The organism is Bradyrhizobium sp. HKCCYLRH2060, assembly GCF_051168135.1.
In the GTDB taxonomy this organism is placed as follows: Bacteria; Pseudomonadota; Alphaproteobacteria; order Rhizobiales; family Xanthobacteraceae; genus Bradyrhizobium.
Genome location: NZ_JBNPUK010000011.1, coordinates 242,628 through 259,971, shown reverse-complemented (window position 1 = coordinate 259,971; position 17,344 = coordinate 242,628). Strand labels below are relative to the sequence as shown.

Below are 17,344 nucleotides of genomic sequence, written 5' to 3'. Positions count from 1 at the left end.
GCCGGGCCTGGAAACGCCCGCCGATTCATGGATTCTCCCGGCGGGAGAGAATGGCCGATGCCGACTGCCGTCAAACACCGCTCCGCGAGCCAGCGTCTCGAGCGCTGGGCGGTCGCCACCCTGCGCGAGGCCGGCGCGATCGTCGAATGCGAACGGCACGGCTGGATGCGCGAACGCGGCGACCCGGAAGCGCTGGCGCGGGCGCTTTGCGTCGCACGCGACGATCCACCACCCGGGCTGTGCAGTTCGGACGCGCTCGCGGCCATCGAGGACGTCCTGGCTGCGACCGGCGACACCTGTCCTGATTGTTCACGGCACGGAGAGCCGGAAGATCCGCCGCGATTCAAATAAGTGATTCCGCGGCTACCCCAAGATGCCCTAGCCTGAGGCCTCCACCGGGAGACGCCATCATGCCGAAGCATCCGGTCCCATGGCTGCTGCGCAAGCCGTGCCCGACCTGCGGTCGCGCGCTCGCGGTGCGCGAGGGCAAGGGCGAACGTCGCCAGCTTGTTTGTCCAACCTGCGACGGGCCCGATCCGCTGCACTCGCCCAAGGCGCTCGGCTGGGCGAGGGGATCGCTTCGGCCGCCGCAGCGGCCGAAGCAGCATTGACGTCACTTGCGCGTCAGCTTGCGCTCGACCTTGTTGCGGCTGTTGCCGACCTTCTTGACCGCCTTCTTCACCGCGGACGCCGAGCGGCCGCTCTTCTTGGCTTCGTAGCGGACTTCGTAGTCCTGTCCGCCCGCGACGCGGGCGCGATCCTGCTTGCGTCCGCGCCCGGATGTTGCGGTAGCTGACTTCGCGGTGGATGTCTTCTTCTTCACTGCCATGGTGCATCTCCTTGTCAGCGCGCAACGCACGACACATCGAAGCGGTTCCGCCGATGAGGAAGACCCATCACGTCGATCAGCCGAGGTCGAACCTGACGCCCTGCGCCAGCGGCAGGCTGCGGCCGTAGTTCACGGTGTTGGTGGCCCGGCGCATATAGGCCTTCCATGAATCCGAGCCGGACTCGCGGCCGCCGCCGGTCTCCTTCTCACCGCCGAACGCGCCGCCGATCTCGGCGCCCGAGGGGCCAATATTGACGTTGGCGATGCCGCAATCGGAGCCGCGCGACGACACGAACAGTTCGGCCTCGCGCAGATCATTGGTGAAGATCGACGACGACAACCCCTGCGGCACCACATTGTGCAGCTCGATCGCGGCATCGAGATCGCGATACGGCATCACGTAGAGAATCGGCGCAAACGTCTCGCGCTCGACCGGGCCGCATTGTGCGTCGATCTCGACCAGCGCCGGCCGCACGTAATAGGCCTCCGCGCAGCCGCCGACCGCGACGCGCTCGCCGCCGAACACACGGCCGCCGTGATCCCGCGCGGCGCTCAGCGCATCCTGCATGGCGTCATAGGCGCCGCGGTCGATCAGCGGTCCGATCAGGGTGCCCTGCTCCAGCGGATTGCCGATCGCCACCGAGGCATAGGCCTGCTTCAGCCGCGGCACGAGCTGGGCGTAGACGTCGGCATGCACGAACAGGCGGCGCAGGCTGGTGCAGCGCTGGCCCGCGGTGCCCATCGCCGCGAACGCCACCGCGCGCAAGGTGAGATCGAGGTCGGCGGTGGGCGTGACGATCGCGGCATTGTTGCCGCCGAGCTCGAGGATGGCGCGGGCAAAGCGGCCGGCAAGGCAGGCGCCGACGACGCGCCCCATGGCCGTCGATCCGGTCGCCGACACCAGCGGCACCCTGGCATCGTCGACCAGCATCTCGCCCACCGCGCGGCCGCCGAGCAGCAGGCCGGCGAGCCCCTCCGGGGCCTCGCCGCCCTCGCGGCGATAACGCTGCAGCGCGCGCGCCAGCAGCGCGTCGGTCGCGAGCGCGGTCAGCGGCGTCTTCTCCGACGGCTTCCAGACGACGCTGTTGCCGCACACCAGCGCAACCGCCGCATTCCAGGCCCACACCGCCACCGGAAAGTTGAACGCCGAGATCACGCCGGTGACCCCCAGGGGATGCCAGGTCTCCATCATCCGGTGCTCGGCGCGCTCGGTGGCGATGGTCAGGCCATAGAGCTGGCGCGACAGGCCGACGGCGAAGTCGCAGATGTCGATCATCTCCTGGACCTCGCCGAGCCCCTCGGAGACGATCTTGCCGGCCTCGATCGAGACCAGGCGGCCGAGCGCGGCCTTGTGGGCGCGCAGCTCCTCGCCGAACAGCCGCACCAGTTCGCCGCGCTTCGGCGCCGGCTTGAGTCGCCACTGCAGGAACGCGGCATGCGCGCGTGCGATCACCGCCGTCGCATCCGCTCTGCTGTCGTCATGCACATGGGCCAGCACCTCGCCGGTCACGGGCGAACGGGCGGCGCGCGTCCCGCCGCGCAGCCGCTCTGGCGCAACGCCGAGCGAGGTCAGGATCTCGGCCGTTTCCGCAACGAGTGTCAGGGGCGATGCTTGGCTGGGCGACATATGCAACTCCGGATTGTCCCTTGCGCCGGCGCACGCGAGACGTCATGAATGGTCAATCGTAAACGCCCCCGTGTAGATCAAATCCGGCTGCGGCGCGAGCACCCGCGCGCTGTGCAAACCGCCACTGGAGCCGATCGCCTATCCGCTCCCGCGAGTCGTTATCTCTCACGCTCGTTGCCCGCGTCGCGCCCTCCGGATGGGCCATGAGTCGCGCATCGGTGCGATCCCGCGACGCAACGCGCCCGGGCTGATGAGATCGATGAACCCTCGCGAAACACGAGGGCGCAGGGAATGCCGGGAGCTGGCCGCCCCCATGGCCCGCCTGCGAAAAAAATGCAGGCGGCAGGAACCACAGGTTCAGCCGAGACATCCCGGCATTCCCCGCGCGATGGTCTTCACGCTTATATCGTGATCTCCCCGGTGTACGGCTCTTTAGCCACCGTCGCCCCCGGGATCATCGCCCGACGGCTTGGCGCCAGCGTCGCGGCGCCAGGACCACACGACTTCACGTCCGCAAGCTGCCGTTCGTCCGCGTGCAAGCACGCTGCGGCAGGCAAGCGGCCATCGCCTCCCCGCCTCACGTGTCGTGACGATCGCGATACGCCCCTCGTGGCGAAGCAGGATGGACGCAGTAGAGCACATTTTCTGGTAAAGCGAAAGCCATTTCTTCTCGGCGGTCAGAGTTTGCTCCATACCGCCAGCTGCGCCATACCGCTGCCACATCCCATCCTGCGAAGGACATAGCCAATATCTGTGAAATCGGAAGCTTGCAGCGTTTCCTGAAGTCCACTTCCCTGCCGTCACAGATCGTGGCCCGCCCCACCCCGATCGACAAAGTGAGCGGCATAGTTGCCCAGTCGGCAACTTCTACTTTTCCTGAATCCGATTGAGATAGTCTATTATGGCAAGAATTCGCGCTCTCGCAATACTATCCGGATCAAATGACGATGCATCGGCTCCAGAGCTCAACTGCGTCGCTTGACTTGGCCGATACCGATACCCCCAAATGGGCATATCTCGCGTACCATGCGCCAGGATTGCCTGCCTGCCATCGATCACTTCGTAGGTACTACTAACCGGAAACACTCCATTATTCTTCTTGGCAATCGCCGTAAGATCGGACGGAACCGATTTCAGCTGCGTGCTCACCGGTCCACCCCCCTTACCATCGGCTCCATGGCAAGGAGCACATGACATGGCAAAATCGGACTTGCCCGCATCTTGAGCCCAACAAGCGGCTGCCATCGCAACCGTTGCAACTGCCACAGCGAAACACTGTCCTGTAGATCGCATGGTGCACCCCTATTTTTCCGAACCTGAGACATCCGCTCTACCTAAACAAAACACTTGAACGCTGATCTTCTGACCAATCTCTGCGACGTCTGCCGATGACAACTCCTGAGCACTTTTCGTCGCTGCCGAGATCTCCGGAGAGACTCCCCGACGATTGAGGAAATTGACGACAATCTGCGATACAATCGCGAAGTTTATTAGTTCTGGAATGTCCCTGCCAGCCTTCATCATGGCCAATGCATTCAATTTGCTATCCACGATTCCGACGACACGCCCCGACATGTCGAGCAACGGTCCACCGCTATTGCCGCTTTGCACGGGAGCGGAGGTCTGCAAGAACCTCGTATCGTTCCCTAGGCCGGTCAACGCCGTAACGTCCCCAGTCGTGAAATTGCCAACGCTCGGGAGCAAGCCTGCAAGCGGAAATCCGAATGCAGCAACCCTGTCTCCAAGACGCGCCTGGAGGCTGAACGAAGCAACAGCGGCATTGCCCATATCGGTCCTCAGTAAAGCCAGATCATTCGCGTCATCCTGACCGTACACCGTAGCCGCATACTCTGCTCTGTCGGCATAGCGAACCTTGATCGGGCTCGTGCAGCCGCTCACAACGTGATTGGCCGTAACGATCACTCCGCGGGCGACAAAAAATCCCGTTCCCGTTATCACGGAAACTTCGCTTGGCTTGGCTCGCGACCGATGATCTTCTACGCACTGCTTGATCGACCTCACTATACTGATGGCGTCTTGCATGTTGAGCAGAGCAAGACTTTGCCCGGCATCAGTCCGAATCCCCAGAAAGCCCGCCGTAATCACACTTGCCATGAACTCGTCCTTGAGCGGACCGACGCTCAGGACACCATCTGAGACGTCAAAAGTCGCGTCGAACTCCCTCGTCGTGACAAGGCGAAGACGAATCTGGGTCTTGTTCGCGGTCAGATCCCTCCACTTTGGATTGATCACTAACAGCCCAAATCCTCTTTCATCCTCTCGAGCAGCCTGAACGAATCCCAGGCCAACGGCCGTTCCATCCGTGAACGTCGCCTTTGCAATACAGATGTCTGCTTGTTGATCGTATCCTAGCGACCACCCACTGGTCGGGGCGCTCTTTCGTGGATGATCATGCACGCACCGCCGAATCGCATTGATCGCGTTGGCAGAGTCCTGCATACTTACGATTGCGATTGACTGCTTACTTTCGTTCTTTATTGAGATTGACCGCGCATCAGCAACACTCTGGACAAATTCCTCACTGAGTTGCTTAACCATTATGACTCTCTCGGAAACCTCGAAATTTCCCTCCCATTCACTCGTAGTCGTTATGAAAAGATGGATCTTGTTTCGCTTTCCCAGCGCCCCGTCCCATTTAGGATTCGCAAACGCCAGGGACCAAGCGGATTCTTTATCACTCACAGCCAACGTTACTAATAAGGTTGTACTGTCTGCAAAGGCGATTCCTGCGTAGCAGGCGTTTATCTCTTCGGTCTCGTCGTATCTGATTGACCACCCGCCAACGCGAGCATACTCGCCCGAATCTGCCCGAGCCGCAGGCTGCTGGAGGAACTGCAGCGCGACGAAGGCCAGGGTCGCTATTGCGAGCCGGCAGTGTTTGCTAAATGACTTGAGGGAAAAGTCCATGCAGGAGCCTCCCTGACAACTCAGGTCACTATTCAATTTTAGCGTGCACTACTATTGCTACCCTATCTTTGATCCAGCTCAATGGTTAGAACGCAAAGGCGTTCCATATGATTGCGGGACTCCGCGGTCTCAGTTGTCATCCCAACACTCCATGCACGACGGTTTGGCGCTTGATCTCGTCATACTCCTCAGGCCAGGAGATTGCCGGCACCATCGCGCGCTACTGATCTTGCGAGCACAGTTCTCGTCTCGCCCCTCAATAGCCATGAGGGTTGCCGCCAGGAGAGCAACGAGCCGCCGTTCGCCGCCGCTCTCGGCGAAAACCTCGCTCTGGGCGAGCGTCAGCGTCCGGCCTGATTTGACAACCCTGCCCTCGGCGACGATGCGCTGGCCCACGGCTGTAGCTACCAGATCGATCTTGAACTCGGTGGTTAGAACTGCGCGGTCCGCGGGCATCATGCTGAGCGCCGCATAGCCTGCAGCCGTGTCCGCGATGGCGCTGACGGTTCCGGCGTGAACGAACCCGCGCTGCTGCGATATCTCCGGCCTGGGCGTGAGTAGGACCATCGCCTCCCCGCCTCACGTGTCGTGACGATCGCGATACGCCCTTGTGGCGAAGCAGGATGGACGCAGTAGAGTAAAATTTCTTATAAAGCGAACGAATTATTGGAGCGCCGCAGCGACCGAAGGTCGTGCATGACACGTCTTGCGTTCGTGATCGTCGAGGAGAACTGTTGAAGCGGGTCTCGCAACAAAGATCATTGCGGCCCTTTCCGCCTCGATATACCAACGTCGCATGTGTCCTCGCGAGAGACAATCAGCATGACGATCGAGACCTGGTTCGCATTTGCCGGAACGTCCATCATCCTCCTGGTGATCCCGGGGCCGACGGTTCTGCTGGTGGTCTCCTATGCGCTGGGCCAGGGATGGCGAACCGCGCTGCCGACGGCCGTCGGCGTCGCGCTGGGCGACTTCACCGCCATGACCTTGTCCATGCTGGGCGTCGGCGCACTGCTGGCGACCTCGGCGCTGCTGTTCACCGTGCTGAAATGGATCGGCGCGGCCTATCTCGTCTGGCTCGGGATCAAGCTGTGGCAGGCCGGCGGCGCGCTCAACGCCGTGCCGCGGACCGACCGAACCTCGGCGCTGAAGATGCTCGGTCACGCCTGGATCGTCACGGCGCTGAACCCGAAGAGCATCACCTTCTTCGTCGCGTTTCTGCCGCAGTTTCTCAGTCCGAACGGCAGCTTCCTCACGCAGATGGTCGTGTTCGAATCGACCTTCGTCGTGCTCGCCTTCGCCAACGCCGTCGGCTATGCGCTGATCGCCTCGCGCGCCCGCGCGCTCGTACGGAGCGAGAAGGTGATCAGCATCTTCAACAAGGCGGGCGGCACCCTTCTGATCGGTGCGGGCGTCGCCGCCGCGGCGGCGCGGACGGCGCAGAACTGAACGGGCCGCGAGCTTTCGGCGGAATGTCGCCGGCCACATCGGCTGACAACGCCCGCGAGGCATCGTCCAGGTTTCAGCAGCGCGCAGGTCAGGCTATATTGCCGCCGTCACCTGTCATCGAGCAGGCTCTGCCATGGCCGACACGCCCCCATCCAGTCCCGAGCTCTGGCCGTCGCTCCAGCACGAGGCCCGGCGCATCGCTGCGGCCGATCCCGTGTTCAGCCGCATCCTGTCGGCTGCAATCCTCGACCATTCTGATCTCGGCAGTGCCGTCGCGCAGCAGATTGGCGTCCGCATCGGTAGCGGCGATGCCGCGCGCGCCCGGTTTGCCGCGGTCGCGCGCGAGGCGTATGCCGCCGCGCCTAAGCTCGTCGAGGCGGCGGGTCGCGACCTCGGTGCGATCGCGACGCAGGATCCAGCGACGACGGCGCTGCTGCCGCCGCTGCTGAACTACAAAGGCTACGTCGCACTGCAGGCGCATCGCGTCGCGCACTGGCTCTGGAGCAACGGGCAGCCCGACCTGGCGCTACTGCTGCAGGCGGACACGTCAACATCCCTGCAGGTGAGCATCCATCCCTCGGCGCGGCTCGGCACCGCGGTGTTTCTCGATCATGCTACCGGCATCGTCATCGGCGCCCACAGCAGCATCGGCGACGACGTCACCATCCTGCAGAACGTTACGATCGGACGACACGACACACTGCCCGGCCGCGCCCCGCGGATCGGCCGCGGCGTGCTGCTCTCCTCGGGCGCGACCGTGCTGGGCGACGTCGCGATCGGTGATTTTGCCAAGATCGGCGCCGGAGCACTCGTTACGTCCGATGTGCCGGCTGGCTGCACGGCCGTGGGCACGCCGGCCCGGCTGACGAACTGCCCGGAGCAGCCGATCGCCGTCGGCGCGTGAGGGCGGACGCGACAACCGCCCCCCCTGCCACTTCGTCGGATGTCCCGCGCGGCGCGCCGGATTGCCACCTCGACGTGGGGACTAGGCAGCGGGCTGAACCGCTGCGACGACGCGCGCCGTCAACTCCGGCACGGGACGCGCGCCATCGAGGCGCAGCACGGGACAGGGCAGCGTCGCCAGCCAGGCCTCGTGTTTTTCGCGTGTGCGGCTGACCCCGCCCACGTCATAGCCGGCTGCCCAGGCGATGAACGCCTCGGCGTCCTGGTGGCGCGGGCCGCCCGGAGCCACCGCCTCGGCACCATAGCGCAGCGCCTCGCGCGCGCGCAGCCGCTGCAGCCGGAGATCCTGCGCGGTGGAGACGAACACCACGAGGTCGAAATGCGCGATCAGCGGATCGCCCCAGCCCTGCAGCGATCCGCTCAGGACCCACCGCGCGAGCGGCACGAACATCTCGTCCATCAGGCGCAACCGCTCCGCCGCCGCACGCATCTCGACGTAAGGCGGCTCGGTCGGTTGCCAGAAGTAGTCGTCCGTATCGTGATGCGGGATGGCGAGCGCAGAGGCCACGGCGCGGCCGAGCGTCGTGGTGCCGGAGGCGGAAGCGCCGGTGATGTGAATGCGGCGGGAATTCATGGCGAGCGACGTAGCGACAGGAGCGCGAGACTTGAGAGCGTAGCACGACGGGATGACGGCTGCATGCCGGCCTGCGCGGTACCGGATGCGCGAAAGCCGCCCGCAGGCGGCTTCCGTTCAGCAATCGGATGTGTCTGTCGCGAGTCCGGAGGTCAGGCCGCAGCGCTCGCCGGCAGGGCCCGGGCGCTCGGCTTCGCCTGCGCGAGATGCGTCTTCCACGCCTCGATGGCGACGACGAGCGAGGTGATCGCCCAGAACACGGGATACTCATAGCCGCCGGTGTTCCAGGTCCAGCCGAAGCCCTTCACGACCTGCAGCGCGTAGACCGCAAACAGCAGCAGCGCGGTGGCGCCGAGCGCGGCAAAGCGCGTGCAGATGCCGAGGACCAGGGCAATGCCGGCGGCCGACTCGGAGGCGGCCGCGATCACGACCCACACCTCGGGGGGATGAAAGCCGGCCTTGGCGAAGAAGCCGGCGGTCGCCGCCGACACCGCGCCGCCTGCGAATTTTCCGGCAACGTGAGGAAACAGAAACAAGCCGCAGATGATGCGAAGAATGTTCAGGCCGTTCGAGAGATCAAAATTTTCCGCCTTGATACGAAAATCGTCCTTGGTGAGCCACATGGCGTCAACTCCTTTCCGCTTGCCGTCATAGTCCGGGAAAGACGGGCTGCCGCCGTTGCGGCAAATCAAAAACGCGCCTGGAAAAACGCAGAACAGCGTTGCGTCCAACGTGTTCGCTCGGGGATCGGCGGCCCATGCGCGACGATGGCACGCGGATGGACTCACGACTCCTGGGGCGGCCGGTTCTACAGCAGTGTGTCAAGCTTGCCGGCCGTGACGGAGATCAGTTCGCGGATTTTGTCGCACTCGGGCGCGAGCGATGCGAGGGCCGGATCCGATCTGATGCACCGCTCCAGATTATCGACCGCGCTTCGCCAGGCCTCCAATTCGCGCCGCAGCCGCCCGATCTCGCTGGTGACCACGGCATCGCGCAGCCGTTCCGATTGCGCGCCGATGATAGGCAACGGGGCCCGGTCGGGAAATGCGAGGATATCAGCCACGGATCACCCCGATGAGAGAGGGGAATTCGGCGAAGACGACAGGCGCACGACGCGCGGGGCGGCGGCATTGCCTGCAACCGCGCGGCGGCCTGGATTGACAGGCCACCGCGCGATCGGCGCTTTCCGATCCGGCGTCAAGCCGCCGCGCGCTCGGCCAGAGCCTGAGCTTCGGCCGCGGCACGCGCCATGCTGGAGGACATCTCGCTCGTGACCGTGCTCTGCTCCTCGACGGCGGCGGCCGTTGACGTCACATACTCGCTGACGTTCTGGATCGCCTGCTTGATCGAGCTGAGAGACGTGACGACGCCCCCGGAGATGTTGTTGAGGCTGTCGATCTCCGTCGCGATCTTGTCGGTGGCGGTCTTCGCCTGGGTGGCCAGGTTCTTGACCTCGGATGCGACGACGGCGAAGCCCCTGCCCGCTTCGCCGGCCCTGGCGGACTCGATGGTGGCATTCAGCGCCAGCAGATTGATCTGGCCGGTGATGTTGTGGATCATCTCGACGATGCCGCTCATCGACTGGGCGGCATCGGAGAGCCGCTGCGCCTGCGCGTCGGCCGAGGTGACACGGTCCACCGCGCCCATGGCGGTCTCGCGCGACTTCGTCATGGCTTCGGAAATCTCGCGCACGGACGCGTTGAGCTCCTCCGCGCCCGCCGCCACCGATTCCATCATGGCGCGCACGCGCTCGTTGCCCATGCGAACGAAGACCTGCCGGGTGACGTCGGTGGCGTATTTGACCACCTTGAACGGCTTGCCGTTGAGGTCGAGGATCGGATTGTAGGAGGCCTGGATATAGACCTCCCGGCCGCCCTTACCGATGCGCTTGTACTCGGCCGACTGATACTGGCCGCGGTTCAGGCTCGCCCAGAAATCGCGGTAGGCGCCGCTCTCCCGCTCGGACGGTTCGACGAACATGCTGTGATGCTTGCCCTGGATCTCGGCCAGGGTGTAGCCGAGCGCGCGCAGGAAGTTGTCGTTCGCGGTGATGACCGTGCCGTCCATGTTGAACTCGATCACCGCCTGGGACTTGCCGATGGCCTCGATCTGCCCGGCGAGGTCGGCGTTCTTCAGCTTCTGCGCGGTGACGTCGGTCGCGAACTTCACGACCCCGATCGGCCTGCCCGCCGCGTCGAGCACCGGATTGTAGGTGGCGAGGATCCATACCTCCTTGCCGCCCTTGCCGATGCGCTTGTACTCGCCGCCCTGGTATTCGCCGCGATTGAGCGCAGCCCAGAACTCGCGATAGGCTTGGCTGTCGCGCAGCGCGGGTTCGACGAACATGCTGTGATGCTTGCCCTGGATCTCGTCGAGGCGATAGCCCAGCGCATCCAGGAAATTCTTGTTGGCACCGACGATGGTGCCGTCGAGCTTGAACTCGATCATGGCCTGCGCGCGGTCGATGGCGGCAAGCTTGGAGCCATCGGCCATGCTGCGCAGCTTCTTCTCCGTGATGTCGGTCGCGAACTTGACGACCTTCACGGGCTTGCCGGCGCTGTCGAGGACGGGATTATAGGACGCCTCGATCCAGATTTCGCGACCGCCCTTGCCGATGCGCTTGAACTCGGCGGCCTTGAGCTCGCCGCGGCTCAGCGCCGCCCAGAACTCGCGGTAGGCGGCACTGTCGCGTTCGGACGGCTCCACGAACATGCTGTGATGCTTGCCCTGGATTTCCTCCAGCTGATAGCCGAGTGCGTTCAGGAAGTTCTTGTTCGCGGTGATGATCGTGCCGTCGAGCTGGAATTCGATCACCGCCATCGCGCGACTGATTGCTGCAAGCTGTGCTTCCGCGTCCGAGCGGCTGTTCGATCGAAACAACAAGATAACCTCCAGATGAATAGTTCGTTTGCAGATGGTCGGCGGCGATGACGATCGTCCCCGCGCGCCCGGCGACATGTCTGCGCAAAATTGATGCAACTTGTTCCAGTCTCGTTAAAGCGCGTTGAGAAACTCCGGCTTTTCCGTAGTTCTACCGCTGTGACATGACGCCCGACATACAATTACGGCGCACGGAAGCTGCGCTGCGGCCCCGAAGCGTCGGCAATCGGCCGCGCGGCGCGAAGATCGCGCGGCGTCCAGGCGGTCGATCGCATGTCTGCCGCAGCCCTGCTGCGTCAGACAGCGGTTGGGGGACCAGGCGGCCGAGCGTCGCCTGGTTGGCGCGCAGCGCCTCTCCGAGCAGCCGCACCAGTTCGCAGCACTTCGGCACCGGGGCAACCGCCAGTGCAAGAACGCCCGATGCGCGCGGGCGATCACCGCGCTCCATCCGCGCTGGTGTCGTCATGCACCTGGGCTGGCGGGCCTCGATCGGCGGCCGTCCCGTTGGACAGCAGCGCTAGACCGCCTCGACCACCGCCTTCAGGGCGTCAGAGACCTTCGTGGCGAGCGTCGCAAGCGCGGCATTCTCGATGGCCTGCATCGAGGCGACGGGATTCACGGCGGCGACCTCGACCTTCCCGCCGATCTCCTGGACGATGACGTTGCAGGGAAGCATGGTGCCGATCCGGCTCTCCGCCTGCAATGCCTCATGCGCCAGCTTCGGATTGCAGGCGCCCAGAATGGTGTAGGGCCGAAAGTCGGCGCCGATCTTCTCGTGCAGCGTCGCCTGCACATCGATGCGGGTCAGAACGCCAAAGCCGCGCGCCTTCAGCTCCGCGGTCACCCGCTCGATCGCTGCTTCGAACGATAGATTCACCGCTTTGGCAAAATAGTAGCTCATGCTCGCCTCTTTCCGGCTGGTCTGCCGCCGCGTCAACACGGTTCGTCGCGCGCGGCCATGGGATCTCCCGGCGGCACTGTTGCGCGTCCGTGCGGCGTGCACTTGATCGAGATCAGCGAAATGGCCGCCCGTGCCGGACTCGCGGCGGCGCAGGCCAGGCCATCACGCCGTTTTGACGCCGGTCATTGCGGCCCGTGCATGAACGCCTGCATCTCTTCCGGGGTCAACTTGCCGTCTTGTTGCTGTCCATGGCCCTGAAGATGCGCTCATGCGTCGCCTGGAATTCCCGCAGCGAGATCTTGCCGTCGCCGTCGGCGTGACGGCGCGGCGGATCACGCTGCGCCGATCCGCCCCGCCCGTTTCGATCTACCGGCCGCAATGACAGTCTCGCGCGCCGGTTTCCTCATATTCATCGTGCAGGCGCACCCAATCGGAGAGATTGCCGCGGCCGGTCTCGTTGCGGCCCTTGGGCGTGAGATCGAGATAGTGATAGGCGCCGATCAGCGGATCGCCGCCGCGGGAGCGGACCTGGAAGGTGCAGAAGATGTTGCCGGCGTCGTCCTTGGTGAACACGGTCAGGCCCGGGAGCTCGGGCGACCTGCGCGTCAAGGGTGCGAAATTGTAGACGGCCTTGCCCGTCACGATCTGCTCGTCCGAGAACGAGACCTGAAAGTCGAAGTTGAAATCACCGCCCTCGGATGACACCCAGTCGAACGTCCAGCCCATGCGCGCCTTGAACGGCGCGATCTCGGCGAGCGGCGCACGCGAGACGACGACCAGGCTGACGTCGTGATGGCGAAGGTGCTGGTTGGCGCCGTCGATGTGGTCGCACAGAAACGAGCAGCCGGGACAGCGGTGCGGATCGCCCGGCGCCATCATGAAATGATAGACGATCAGCTGGCTCCGTCCCTGAAACAGGTCAGCCAGGCTCACGGGTCCATCCGCCGCCTGGAAGACATAGTCCTTCTCGACCCGGACCCACGGCAGCGCCCGGCGGGCGGCAGCCAGCGCATCGCGCTGCCTGATGAAGGCCTTCTCCTGGGAGAGGTGGGCGCGATGAGCTCCGGTCCATTCGTCCGCGGTGACTATTCTGGGGGTCATGTCTGGAGTCCTCCGTATCCTTCGCAGAGGACGATGCAAGGCTCGGCGGCCCGACACCGACGCCATCTATTTTGTCGGCAGGTCATCGCAGCGCGGCCGGGTGCAGCGAACCGCGGATCGACTGGACAAAGCCAGCTTCGGGCGCCCCCGCTCCCGTCTCAGACCGGCGTGCGCGCTCGACCTGATCCACCGTCTGCTCCCGTCCGTTTCGGGGCGGCCATGACAAACGTGTCGGATCAGAGCAGTGACTCCCGCAGCGGCCGGACCGAGCCGGCGCGCTGCCGCAGCTGCGGCCAACCGGCGCGCGCGGTTCAGAGCATCCTGAACCCGCGAACCGGCGAAGCGGCGCGTCTGTTCAACTGTACCGCCTGCGGATCTGTCAACTGGATGGACGACCGCCGGTGAACAACCGGTTCGGTCGCGACTGGCTGCCGGCAAAAAAAATCTGATCCGCGAGGAACAAACCCGCATTCAGCCGTTTTCGATGATCGCGGGCTTCCCCGCTTCGAGCCGGCGGCAGAGGGATGATCGTGCTCCCACTGTGCAATCGCGCGCGACCGACTCCATCCCTCCTCGACGAACGTCTGCCTCGAGGTCAGCTCCGATGACGGCCAGATCGGGCATGTCACAATTTCGGTGCTGATCGAGCGCGGTTGACGGCTGTGAAAGGTCCAAGGCCGCAGCTCGCTATCAGCAGCTCCCTATGAGGAAATGCGGGCCTGCGTCCAAACGTGGCCCATCTTCACCGCGTCGAGCGCGGCGGCCAGCTCATCGATGCGATACGGTTTCGACAGGATGCGGACGCCGGCCTCCTTGGCGGCGTGAACGGCAGCGCCGGAATAGCCGCTGGTCAGCAGGATCGGCATGTCGCCGCGCCGCTTCTGAATCTCGCGTGCCAGCTCGACACCATTCATGCCCCCCGGCATCATGACGTCGGAGAACACGAGGTCGACCGTGCGCCCGTCGGCGAGCGCGCCGAGCGCGGCCGCCGCGCTGGAGGCGCGGGTCACCTCATAGCCGAGCTGGCGCAGCATCTCGCCGACCAGGGCCGCGACCTCGTCGTCGTCCTCGACCAGGAGAATGCGGCCCTCATCATGCTGGCGCGCCCGCGGCCGCTGCAGGTCGAGGAGATGGTGCTGCTGCCTGGATGCCGCCTGCGCGGATCGCGGAAGGTACAGCGCAATCGTCGTGCCCTTGCCCACCTCCGAGTCGATGCGGACGGTACCGCGCGACTGGGTGACGAAGCCGTAGACCTGGGCGAGGCCGAGGCCCGAGCCCTTGCCGACATCCTTGGTGGTGAAGAACGGCTCGAACACCCGCATCCGAACGTCGTCCGTCATGCCGGTACCGGTGTCGATCACGGAGAGGCGGACATAGTCGCCGGCCAATTCGTCGTCCTGCAGATTTCGCAGGTTCTCGGCCCGGACCAGGATCGTGCCGCCGGCCGGCATCGCATCGCGGGCGTTGACGGCGAGATTGAGCACCACGAGCTCGAGCTCGCCCGGATCGACCGCGACGGGCCAGAGCGCGTCGGGGAAGTCGAACTCGACGTGCACGTCGCCGCGCAGGCTGCGGTCGAGCAGCTCGCGCATGCCGCCGATCTGGCGGGCAATGTCGACCGGCTCGGGCCGCAGCTCCTGCCGGCGCGAGAACGCCAGCAACTGCCGGGTCAGGCTGGCGCCGCGCTGCGCCGCCTGGATCATGCCGTCCATCAGGCGGCGGCGCCGCGCCGGATCGCCCTGGCGGTCGAGCATGTCGAGGCCGCCGGAGATCACCATCAGCAGGTTGTTGAAGTCGTGCGCCACGCCGCCGGTCAGGCGGCCGATGGCCTCGATCTTCTGCGCCTGGCGCAGCGTCTCCTCGACCCGTGCGCGCTCGGCCATCTCGATGCGAAGATGCTCGTTCGATTCCGCGAGCGCCCGGGTCCGCTCGACGACGAGCTGCTCGAGCTGCTGCGCCGCCTGCTCGCGCGCCTGGATCAGTGCGCGGATCTGGTATTGGCGGCGCCGCGCCCTCAGCGCCGATTGAACGGCGCTTGTGAGCGTGATCGGCTGAATCGGCCGTTCGAGCAGCGAGACGTTGCGCAGCGCGCCGACCAGATGGCGCCGCCAGGTGACGACGGCGCGCTGCTCGCGGTGGCTGGTGAGCACGATGAAGGGCAGGTCGGACCAGGCCGGCTGGCGTTCGACCCATTGCGTGAGGGGAGCGGTGTCCTGGGCAAACAGCCCTTCCTCGGCGACGAAGACCGCGCCGACGCCTGCGCTCATCTCACGGAGCAGATGCGCCAGGTCCGAGCAGACCGCCGCCTCGATCCTTGCGCTGCGGAGCAGCTCCGCCGATGCCGGTCCGTCCCGCCCGATCGGCGCGAAGACCAGGACACGGTGATCTTGCTCAATGCTCATCCCGCATGTCCATGTCGGGGAAATCCGTCCCGGTGAAGCGCGGATTGCCGGAGAAGATGCCGCTGAAATTCTTGAGCGGCGGACCGAGGCTGATGCCCGCGCTGCTCAGGCGAAATTCGCGAATGCTGTGCTCGTGGTGGCCGCTGCGCTTCTTGACCACCGACAGAGCGCGCCGAACCGCGCCGCCGACCTCGAAATAGCGCAGCATCAGCACGGCATCGCTGAGATAGCTGATGTCCAGCGGCGTATCCATCGGCCCGACCAGCCCATGCTGGGCCAGCACCAGGATCGTCAGCACGCCCTGCTGGGCCAGATAGGTCAAGAGCTCGTGCATCTGCAGGATCAGAAACCGCTCGTCCGGCATCGCGTTGAGATAGCCGTTGAGGCTGTCGATGATGATGACGCGGGCATTGTCCTGCTCGACGCTGTGCCGGACGATGGCGCCGAACTCGCCCGGCGACAACTCGGCCGGATCGACCTGCTGAAAGCGGATGCGCCCGGAGTCGATGTGTTCATCGAGCGGCAGACCGAGCGTCCGCGCGCGGGCCTCGACGGTGCCGCGCCCCTCGTCAAAGGCAAAGAATACCGCATGCTCGCCGCGCCTCGCCGCCGCGATCGCATAGATCAGCGCGACCGAGGATTTGCCGACGCCGGCGGCGCCGATGAGCAGCGCGTTGGTGCCGCGCTCCAACCCGCCGCCGAGCAGCTGATCGAGTTCGGCATTGCCGCTCGGCGTGACATCGCCCGCGAACGTCCGGTGATGCTCCGCGGCGACGAGGCGCGGAAAGATCTTGAGCCCGCCGGACGCAATGGTGAAGTCATGGTAGCCGCCGCGGAATGCGATGCCGCGCATCTTGATCACGCGCAGCCGGCGGCGCTCCGCGCCGTAGTCGATCGCGAGCTGCTCCAGCATCACCACGCCATGCGCGACCGAGTGCAGCTGCAGGTCGTCCTGGGCCGACGACAGATCGTCGAGCAGGACGACGGTACAGTTGCGCTTGGCGAAGAAGTGCTTCAACGCGAGCACCTGGCGGCGGTAGCGCAGCGGGCTCTGGGCCAGCAGGCGAAGCTCCGACAGGCTGTCGATCACGACGCGGCTCGGATTAATCCGCTCGACCTCGTTGAACATCAGGCCGGTGGTCTCGCTGAGCTCGACCTCGGCCGGATGAAACACGGTGAGCTCGCGCTCGGGGTCGAGCGTGGTTTCCGGCGGCACCAGCTCGAAGATGTCGACGCCGGCCAGCGACCAGCCGTGCCGCCGCGCCACCAGCTCGAGCTCGCGCCGGGTCTCCGACAGGGTGATGTAGAGCACGCGTTCGCCGCAGCTCACGCCCTTGAGCAGGAACTGCAGCGCGATGGTGGTCTTCCCGGTGCCGGGCCGGCCTTCATACAGATACAGGCGATTGGGATCGAAGCCGCCGCCGAGAATGTCGTCGAGGCCTTCGCTTCCGGTCGAAATACGCGGCAGATCCGTGGGCCCGCCCTCGTCGCTTCCGCGAACAGGCTGCTCCGTCATGCAAAAGCTCCGTTATGACAATCGAGACGACGCGGCAGCGAAACCGATAACTCGGGGATTCGCGACGACCGGATAGGAACACAGTCGATCCGCCTCGGGTTCCCCAGTTCCATAGTTCCATCCCAGGCAGCGGGCGGTTCTACAGGATCGTGGCGCGGGCGCCATGCACGGCTG

Annotated in this window: 17 protein-coding genes and 1 pseudogene; 4 read left to right on the top strand and 14 right to left on the bottom strand. The window is 65.0% G+C overall.

The genetic code is table 11. The annotated features are described in order from the left end of the window. Positions 1 to 57: 57 nt before the first annotated feature. Both ACQR10_RS22190 and ACQR10_RS22185 read left to right on the top strand, forming a co-directional pair. Positions 58 to 351, top strand: coding sequence for a hypothetical protein (locus tag ACQR10_RS22190; RefSeq protein ID WP_316217241.1), 294 nt, complete (start codon positions 58 to 60; stop codon positions 349 to 351). Between the two features lie 59 nt (positions 352 to 410). Next, positions 411 to 611 (top strand): hypothetical protein, encoded by a 201-nt coding sequence (locus ACQR10_RS22185; protein WP_315802268.1) that lies wholly within the window; start codon positions 411 to 413, stop codon positions 609 to 611. A 2-nt stretch (positions 612 to 613) separates the two neighbouring features. On the opposite strand, the gene ACQR10_RS22180 is transcribed toward ACQR10_RS22185, so the two are convergent. From ACQR10_RS22180 to ACQR10_RS22160, 5 genes are all read right to left on the bottom strand, one after another. Continuing rightward, complete coding sequence (locus ACQR10_RS22180; RefSeq protein WP_315802267.1) at positions 614 to 829, bottom strand: DUF3606 domain-containing protein; 216 nt, start codon at positions 827 to 829, stop codon at positions 614 to 616. A 76-nt stretch (positions 830 to 905) separates the two neighbouring features. Next, positions 906 to 2,456: an L-piperidine-6-carboxylate dehydrogenase gene (gene amaB, locus ACQR10_RS22175; protein WP_316217242.1), complete on the bottom strand. Its 1,551-nt coding sequence runs from the start codon at positions 2,454 to 2,456 to the stop codon at positions 906 to 908. 867 nt (positions 2,457 to 3,323) lie between these two features. Continuing rightward, on the bottom strand, positions 3,324 to 3,653 hold the full coding sequence (locus tag ACQR10_RS22170) for a hypothetical protein (protein WP_409997924.1): 330 nt from the start codon (positions 3,651 to 3,653) through the stop codon (positions 3,324 to 3,326). 105 nt (positions 3,654 to 3,758) lie between these two features. Then, entirely contained in the window at positions 3,759 to 5,384 is a 1,626-nt protein-coding gene (locus ACQR10_RS22165) for a S1C family serine protease (protein ID WP_316217244.1), read from the bottom strand. A 129-nt stretch (positions 5,385 to 5,513) separates the two neighbouring features. After that, positions 5,514 to 5,951, bottom strand: a complete 438-nt coding sequence (locus ACQR10_RS22160) for a PaaI family thioesterase (protein WP_316217245.1) — start codon at positions 5,949 to 5,951, stop codon at positions 5,514 to 5,516. 255 nt (positions 5,952 to 6,206) lie between these two features. Between ACQR10_RS22160 and ACQR10_RS22155 the strand changes: the two genes are divergently transcribed. Both ACQR10_RS22155 and ACQR10_RS22150 read left to right on the top strand, forming a co-directional pair. Further along, complete coding sequence (locus tag ACQR10_RS22155) at positions 6,207 to 6,833, top strand: LysE family translocator (protein ID WP_316217246.1); 627 nt, start codon at positions 6,207 to 6,209, stop codon at positions 6,831 to 6,833. Between the two features lie 133 nt (positions 6,834 to 6,966). Next, the gene (locus ACQR10_RS22150) at positions 6,967 to 7,737 is read left to right on the top strand and encodes a serine O-acetyltransferase (protein WP_316217247.1); all 771 of its coding nucleotides are present in this window, start codon (positions 6,967 to 6,969) and stop codon (positions 7,735 to 7,737) included. Between the two features lie 81 nt (positions 7,738 to 7,818). On the opposite strand, the gene ACQR10_RS22145 is transcribed toward ACQR10_RS22150, so the two are convergent. From ACQR10_RS22145 to ACQR10_RS22105, 9 genes and pseudogenes are all read right to left on the bottom strand, one after another. Continuing rightward, positions 7,819 to 8,370 carry an ATP-binding protein gene (locus ACQR10_RS22145; RefSeq protein ID WP_316178296.1) on the bottom strand — a complete coding sequence of 184 codons (552 nt, stop codon included), beginning with the start codon at positions 8,368 to 8,370 and terminating at the stop codon, positions 7,819 to 7,821. Positions 8,371 to 8,522: 152 nt separating this feature from the next. Continuing rightward, entirely contained in the window at positions 8,523 to 8,993 is a 471-nt protein-coding gene (locus ACQR10_RS22140; RefSeq protein ID WP_315802261.1) for a DoxX family protein, read from the bottom strand. 185 nt (positions 8,994 to 9,178) lie between these two features. Continuing rightward, a complete protein-coding gene (locus tag ACQR10_RS22135) occupies positions 9,179 to 9,433 on the bottom strand; it encodes a hypothetical protein (RefSeq protein ID WP_316178294.1) in 255 nt (84 codons plus the stop codon). Between the two features lie 134 nt (positions 9,434 to 9,567). Continuing rightward, positions 9,568 to 11,190, bottom strand: coding sequence for a methyl-accepting chemotaxis protein (locus ACQR10_RS22130; protein ID WP_434845627.1), 1,623 nt, complete (start codon positions 11,188 to 11,190; stop codon positions 9,568 to 9,570). A gap of 577 nt (positions 11,191 to 11,767) precedes the next feature. Then, positions 11,768 to 12,151, bottom strand: coding sequence for a DUF302 domain-containing protein (locus ACQR10_RS22125; protein WP_316217249.1), 384 nt, complete (start codon positions 12,149 to 12,151; stop codon positions 11,768 to 11,770). Positions 12,152 to 12,333: 182 nt separating this feature from the next. Continuing rightward, positions 12,334 to 12,467: pseudogene (locus ACQR10_RS22120) on the bottom strand (EF-hand domain-containing protein); the annotation flags it as partial. Between the two features lie 50 nt (positions 12,468 to 12,517). Beyond that, positions 12,518 to 13,252, bottom strand: a complete 735-nt coding sequence (locus ACQR10_RS22115; protein ID WP_316217250.1) for a DUF899 domain-containing protein — start codon at positions 13,250 to 13,252, stop codon at positions 12,518 to 12,520. Positions 13,253 to 13,953: 701 nt separating this feature from the next. After that, entirely contained in the window at positions 13,954 to 15,654 is a 1,701-nt protein-coding gene (locus ACQR10_RS22110) for a response regulator (RefSeq protein WP_316217251.1), read from the bottom strand. Then, positions 15,644 to 17,170: an ATPase domain-containing protein gene (locus tag ACQR10_RS22105; protein ID WP_316217252.1), complete on the bottom strand. Its 1,527-nt coding sequence runs from the start codon at positions 17,168 to 17,170 to the stop codon at positions 15,644 to 15,646. The genes ACQR10_RS22110 and ACQR10_RS22105 overlap by 11 nt, the downstream gene beginning before the upstream one ends. Positions 17,171 to 17,344: the final 174 nt, after the last annotated feature.

What these genes read in the sequence shown, in the direction of transcription:
- ACQR10_RS22190 (WP_316217241.1), top strand. Translation starts at nt 58, where the DNA reads ATGCCGACTGCCGTCAAACACCGCTCCGCGAGCCAGCGTCTCGAGCGC.
- ACQR10_RS22185 (WP_315802268.1), top strand. Translation starts at nt 411, where the DNA reads ATGCCGAAGCATCCGGTCCCATGGCTGCTGCGCAAGCCGTGCCCGACC.
- ACQR10_RS22180 (WP_315802267.1), bottom strand. Translation starts at nt 829, where the DNA reads ATGGCAGTGAAGAAGAAGACATCCACCGCGAAGTCAGCTACCGCAACA.
- amaB (WP_316217242.1), bottom strand. Translation starts at nt 2,456, where the DNA reads ATGTCGCCCAGCCAAGCATCGCCCCTGACACTCGTTGCGGAAACGGCC.
- ACQR10_RS22170 (WP_409997924.1), bottom strand. Translation starts at nt 3,653, where the DNA reads ATGTCATGTGCTCCTTGCCATGGAGCCGATGGTAAGGGGGGTGGACCG.
- ACQR10_RS22165 (WP_316217244.1), bottom strand. Translation starts at nt 5,384, where the DNA reads ATGGACTTTTCCCTCAAGTCATTTAGCAAACACTGCCGGCTCGCAATA.
- ACQR10_RS22160 (WP_316217245.1), bottom strand. Translation starts at nt 5,951, where the DNA reads ATGGTCCTACTCACGCCCAGGCCGGAGATATCGCAGCAGCGCGGGTTC.
- ACQR10_RS22155 (WP_316217246.1), top strand. Translation starts at nt 6,207, where the DNA reads ATGACGATCGAGACCTGGTTCGCATTTGCCGGAACGTCCATCATCCTC.
- ACQR10_RS22150 (WP_316217247.1), top strand. Translation starts at nt 6,967, where the DNA reads ATGGCCGACACGCCCCCATCCAGTCCCGAGCTCTGGCCGTCGCTCCAG.
- ACQR10_RS22145 (WP_316178296.1), bottom strand. Translation starts at nt 8,370, where the DNA reads ATGAATTCCCGCCGCATTCACATCACCGGCGCTTCCGCCTCCGGCACC.
- ACQR10_RS22140 (WP_315802261.1), bottom strand. Translation starts at nt 8,993, where the DNA reads ATGTGGCTCACCAAGGACGATTTTCGTATCAAGGCGGAAAATTTTGAT.
- ACQR10_RS22130 (WP_434845627.1), bottom strand. Translation starts at nt 11,190, where the DNA reads ATGGCGGTGATCGAATTCCAGCTCGACGGCACGATCATCACCGCGAAC.
- ACQR10_RS22125 (WP_316217249.1), bottom strand. Translation starts at nt 12,151, where the DNA reads ATGAGCTACTATTTTGCCAAAGCGGTGAATCTATCGTTCGAAGCAGCG.
- ACQR10_RS22115 (WP_316217250.1), bottom strand. Translation starts at nt 13,252, where the DNA reads ATGACCCCCAGAATAGTCACCGCGGACGAATGGACCGGAGCTCATCGC.
- ACQR10_RS22110 (WP_316217251.1), bottom strand. Translation starts at nt 15,654, where the DNA reads ATGAGCATTGAGCAAGATCACCGTGTCCTGGTCTTCGCGCCGATCGGG.
- ACQR10_RS22105 (WP_316217252.1), bottom strand. Translation starts at nt 17,170, where the DNA reads ATGACGGAGCAGCCTGTTCGCGGAAGCGACGAGGGCGGGCCCACGGAT.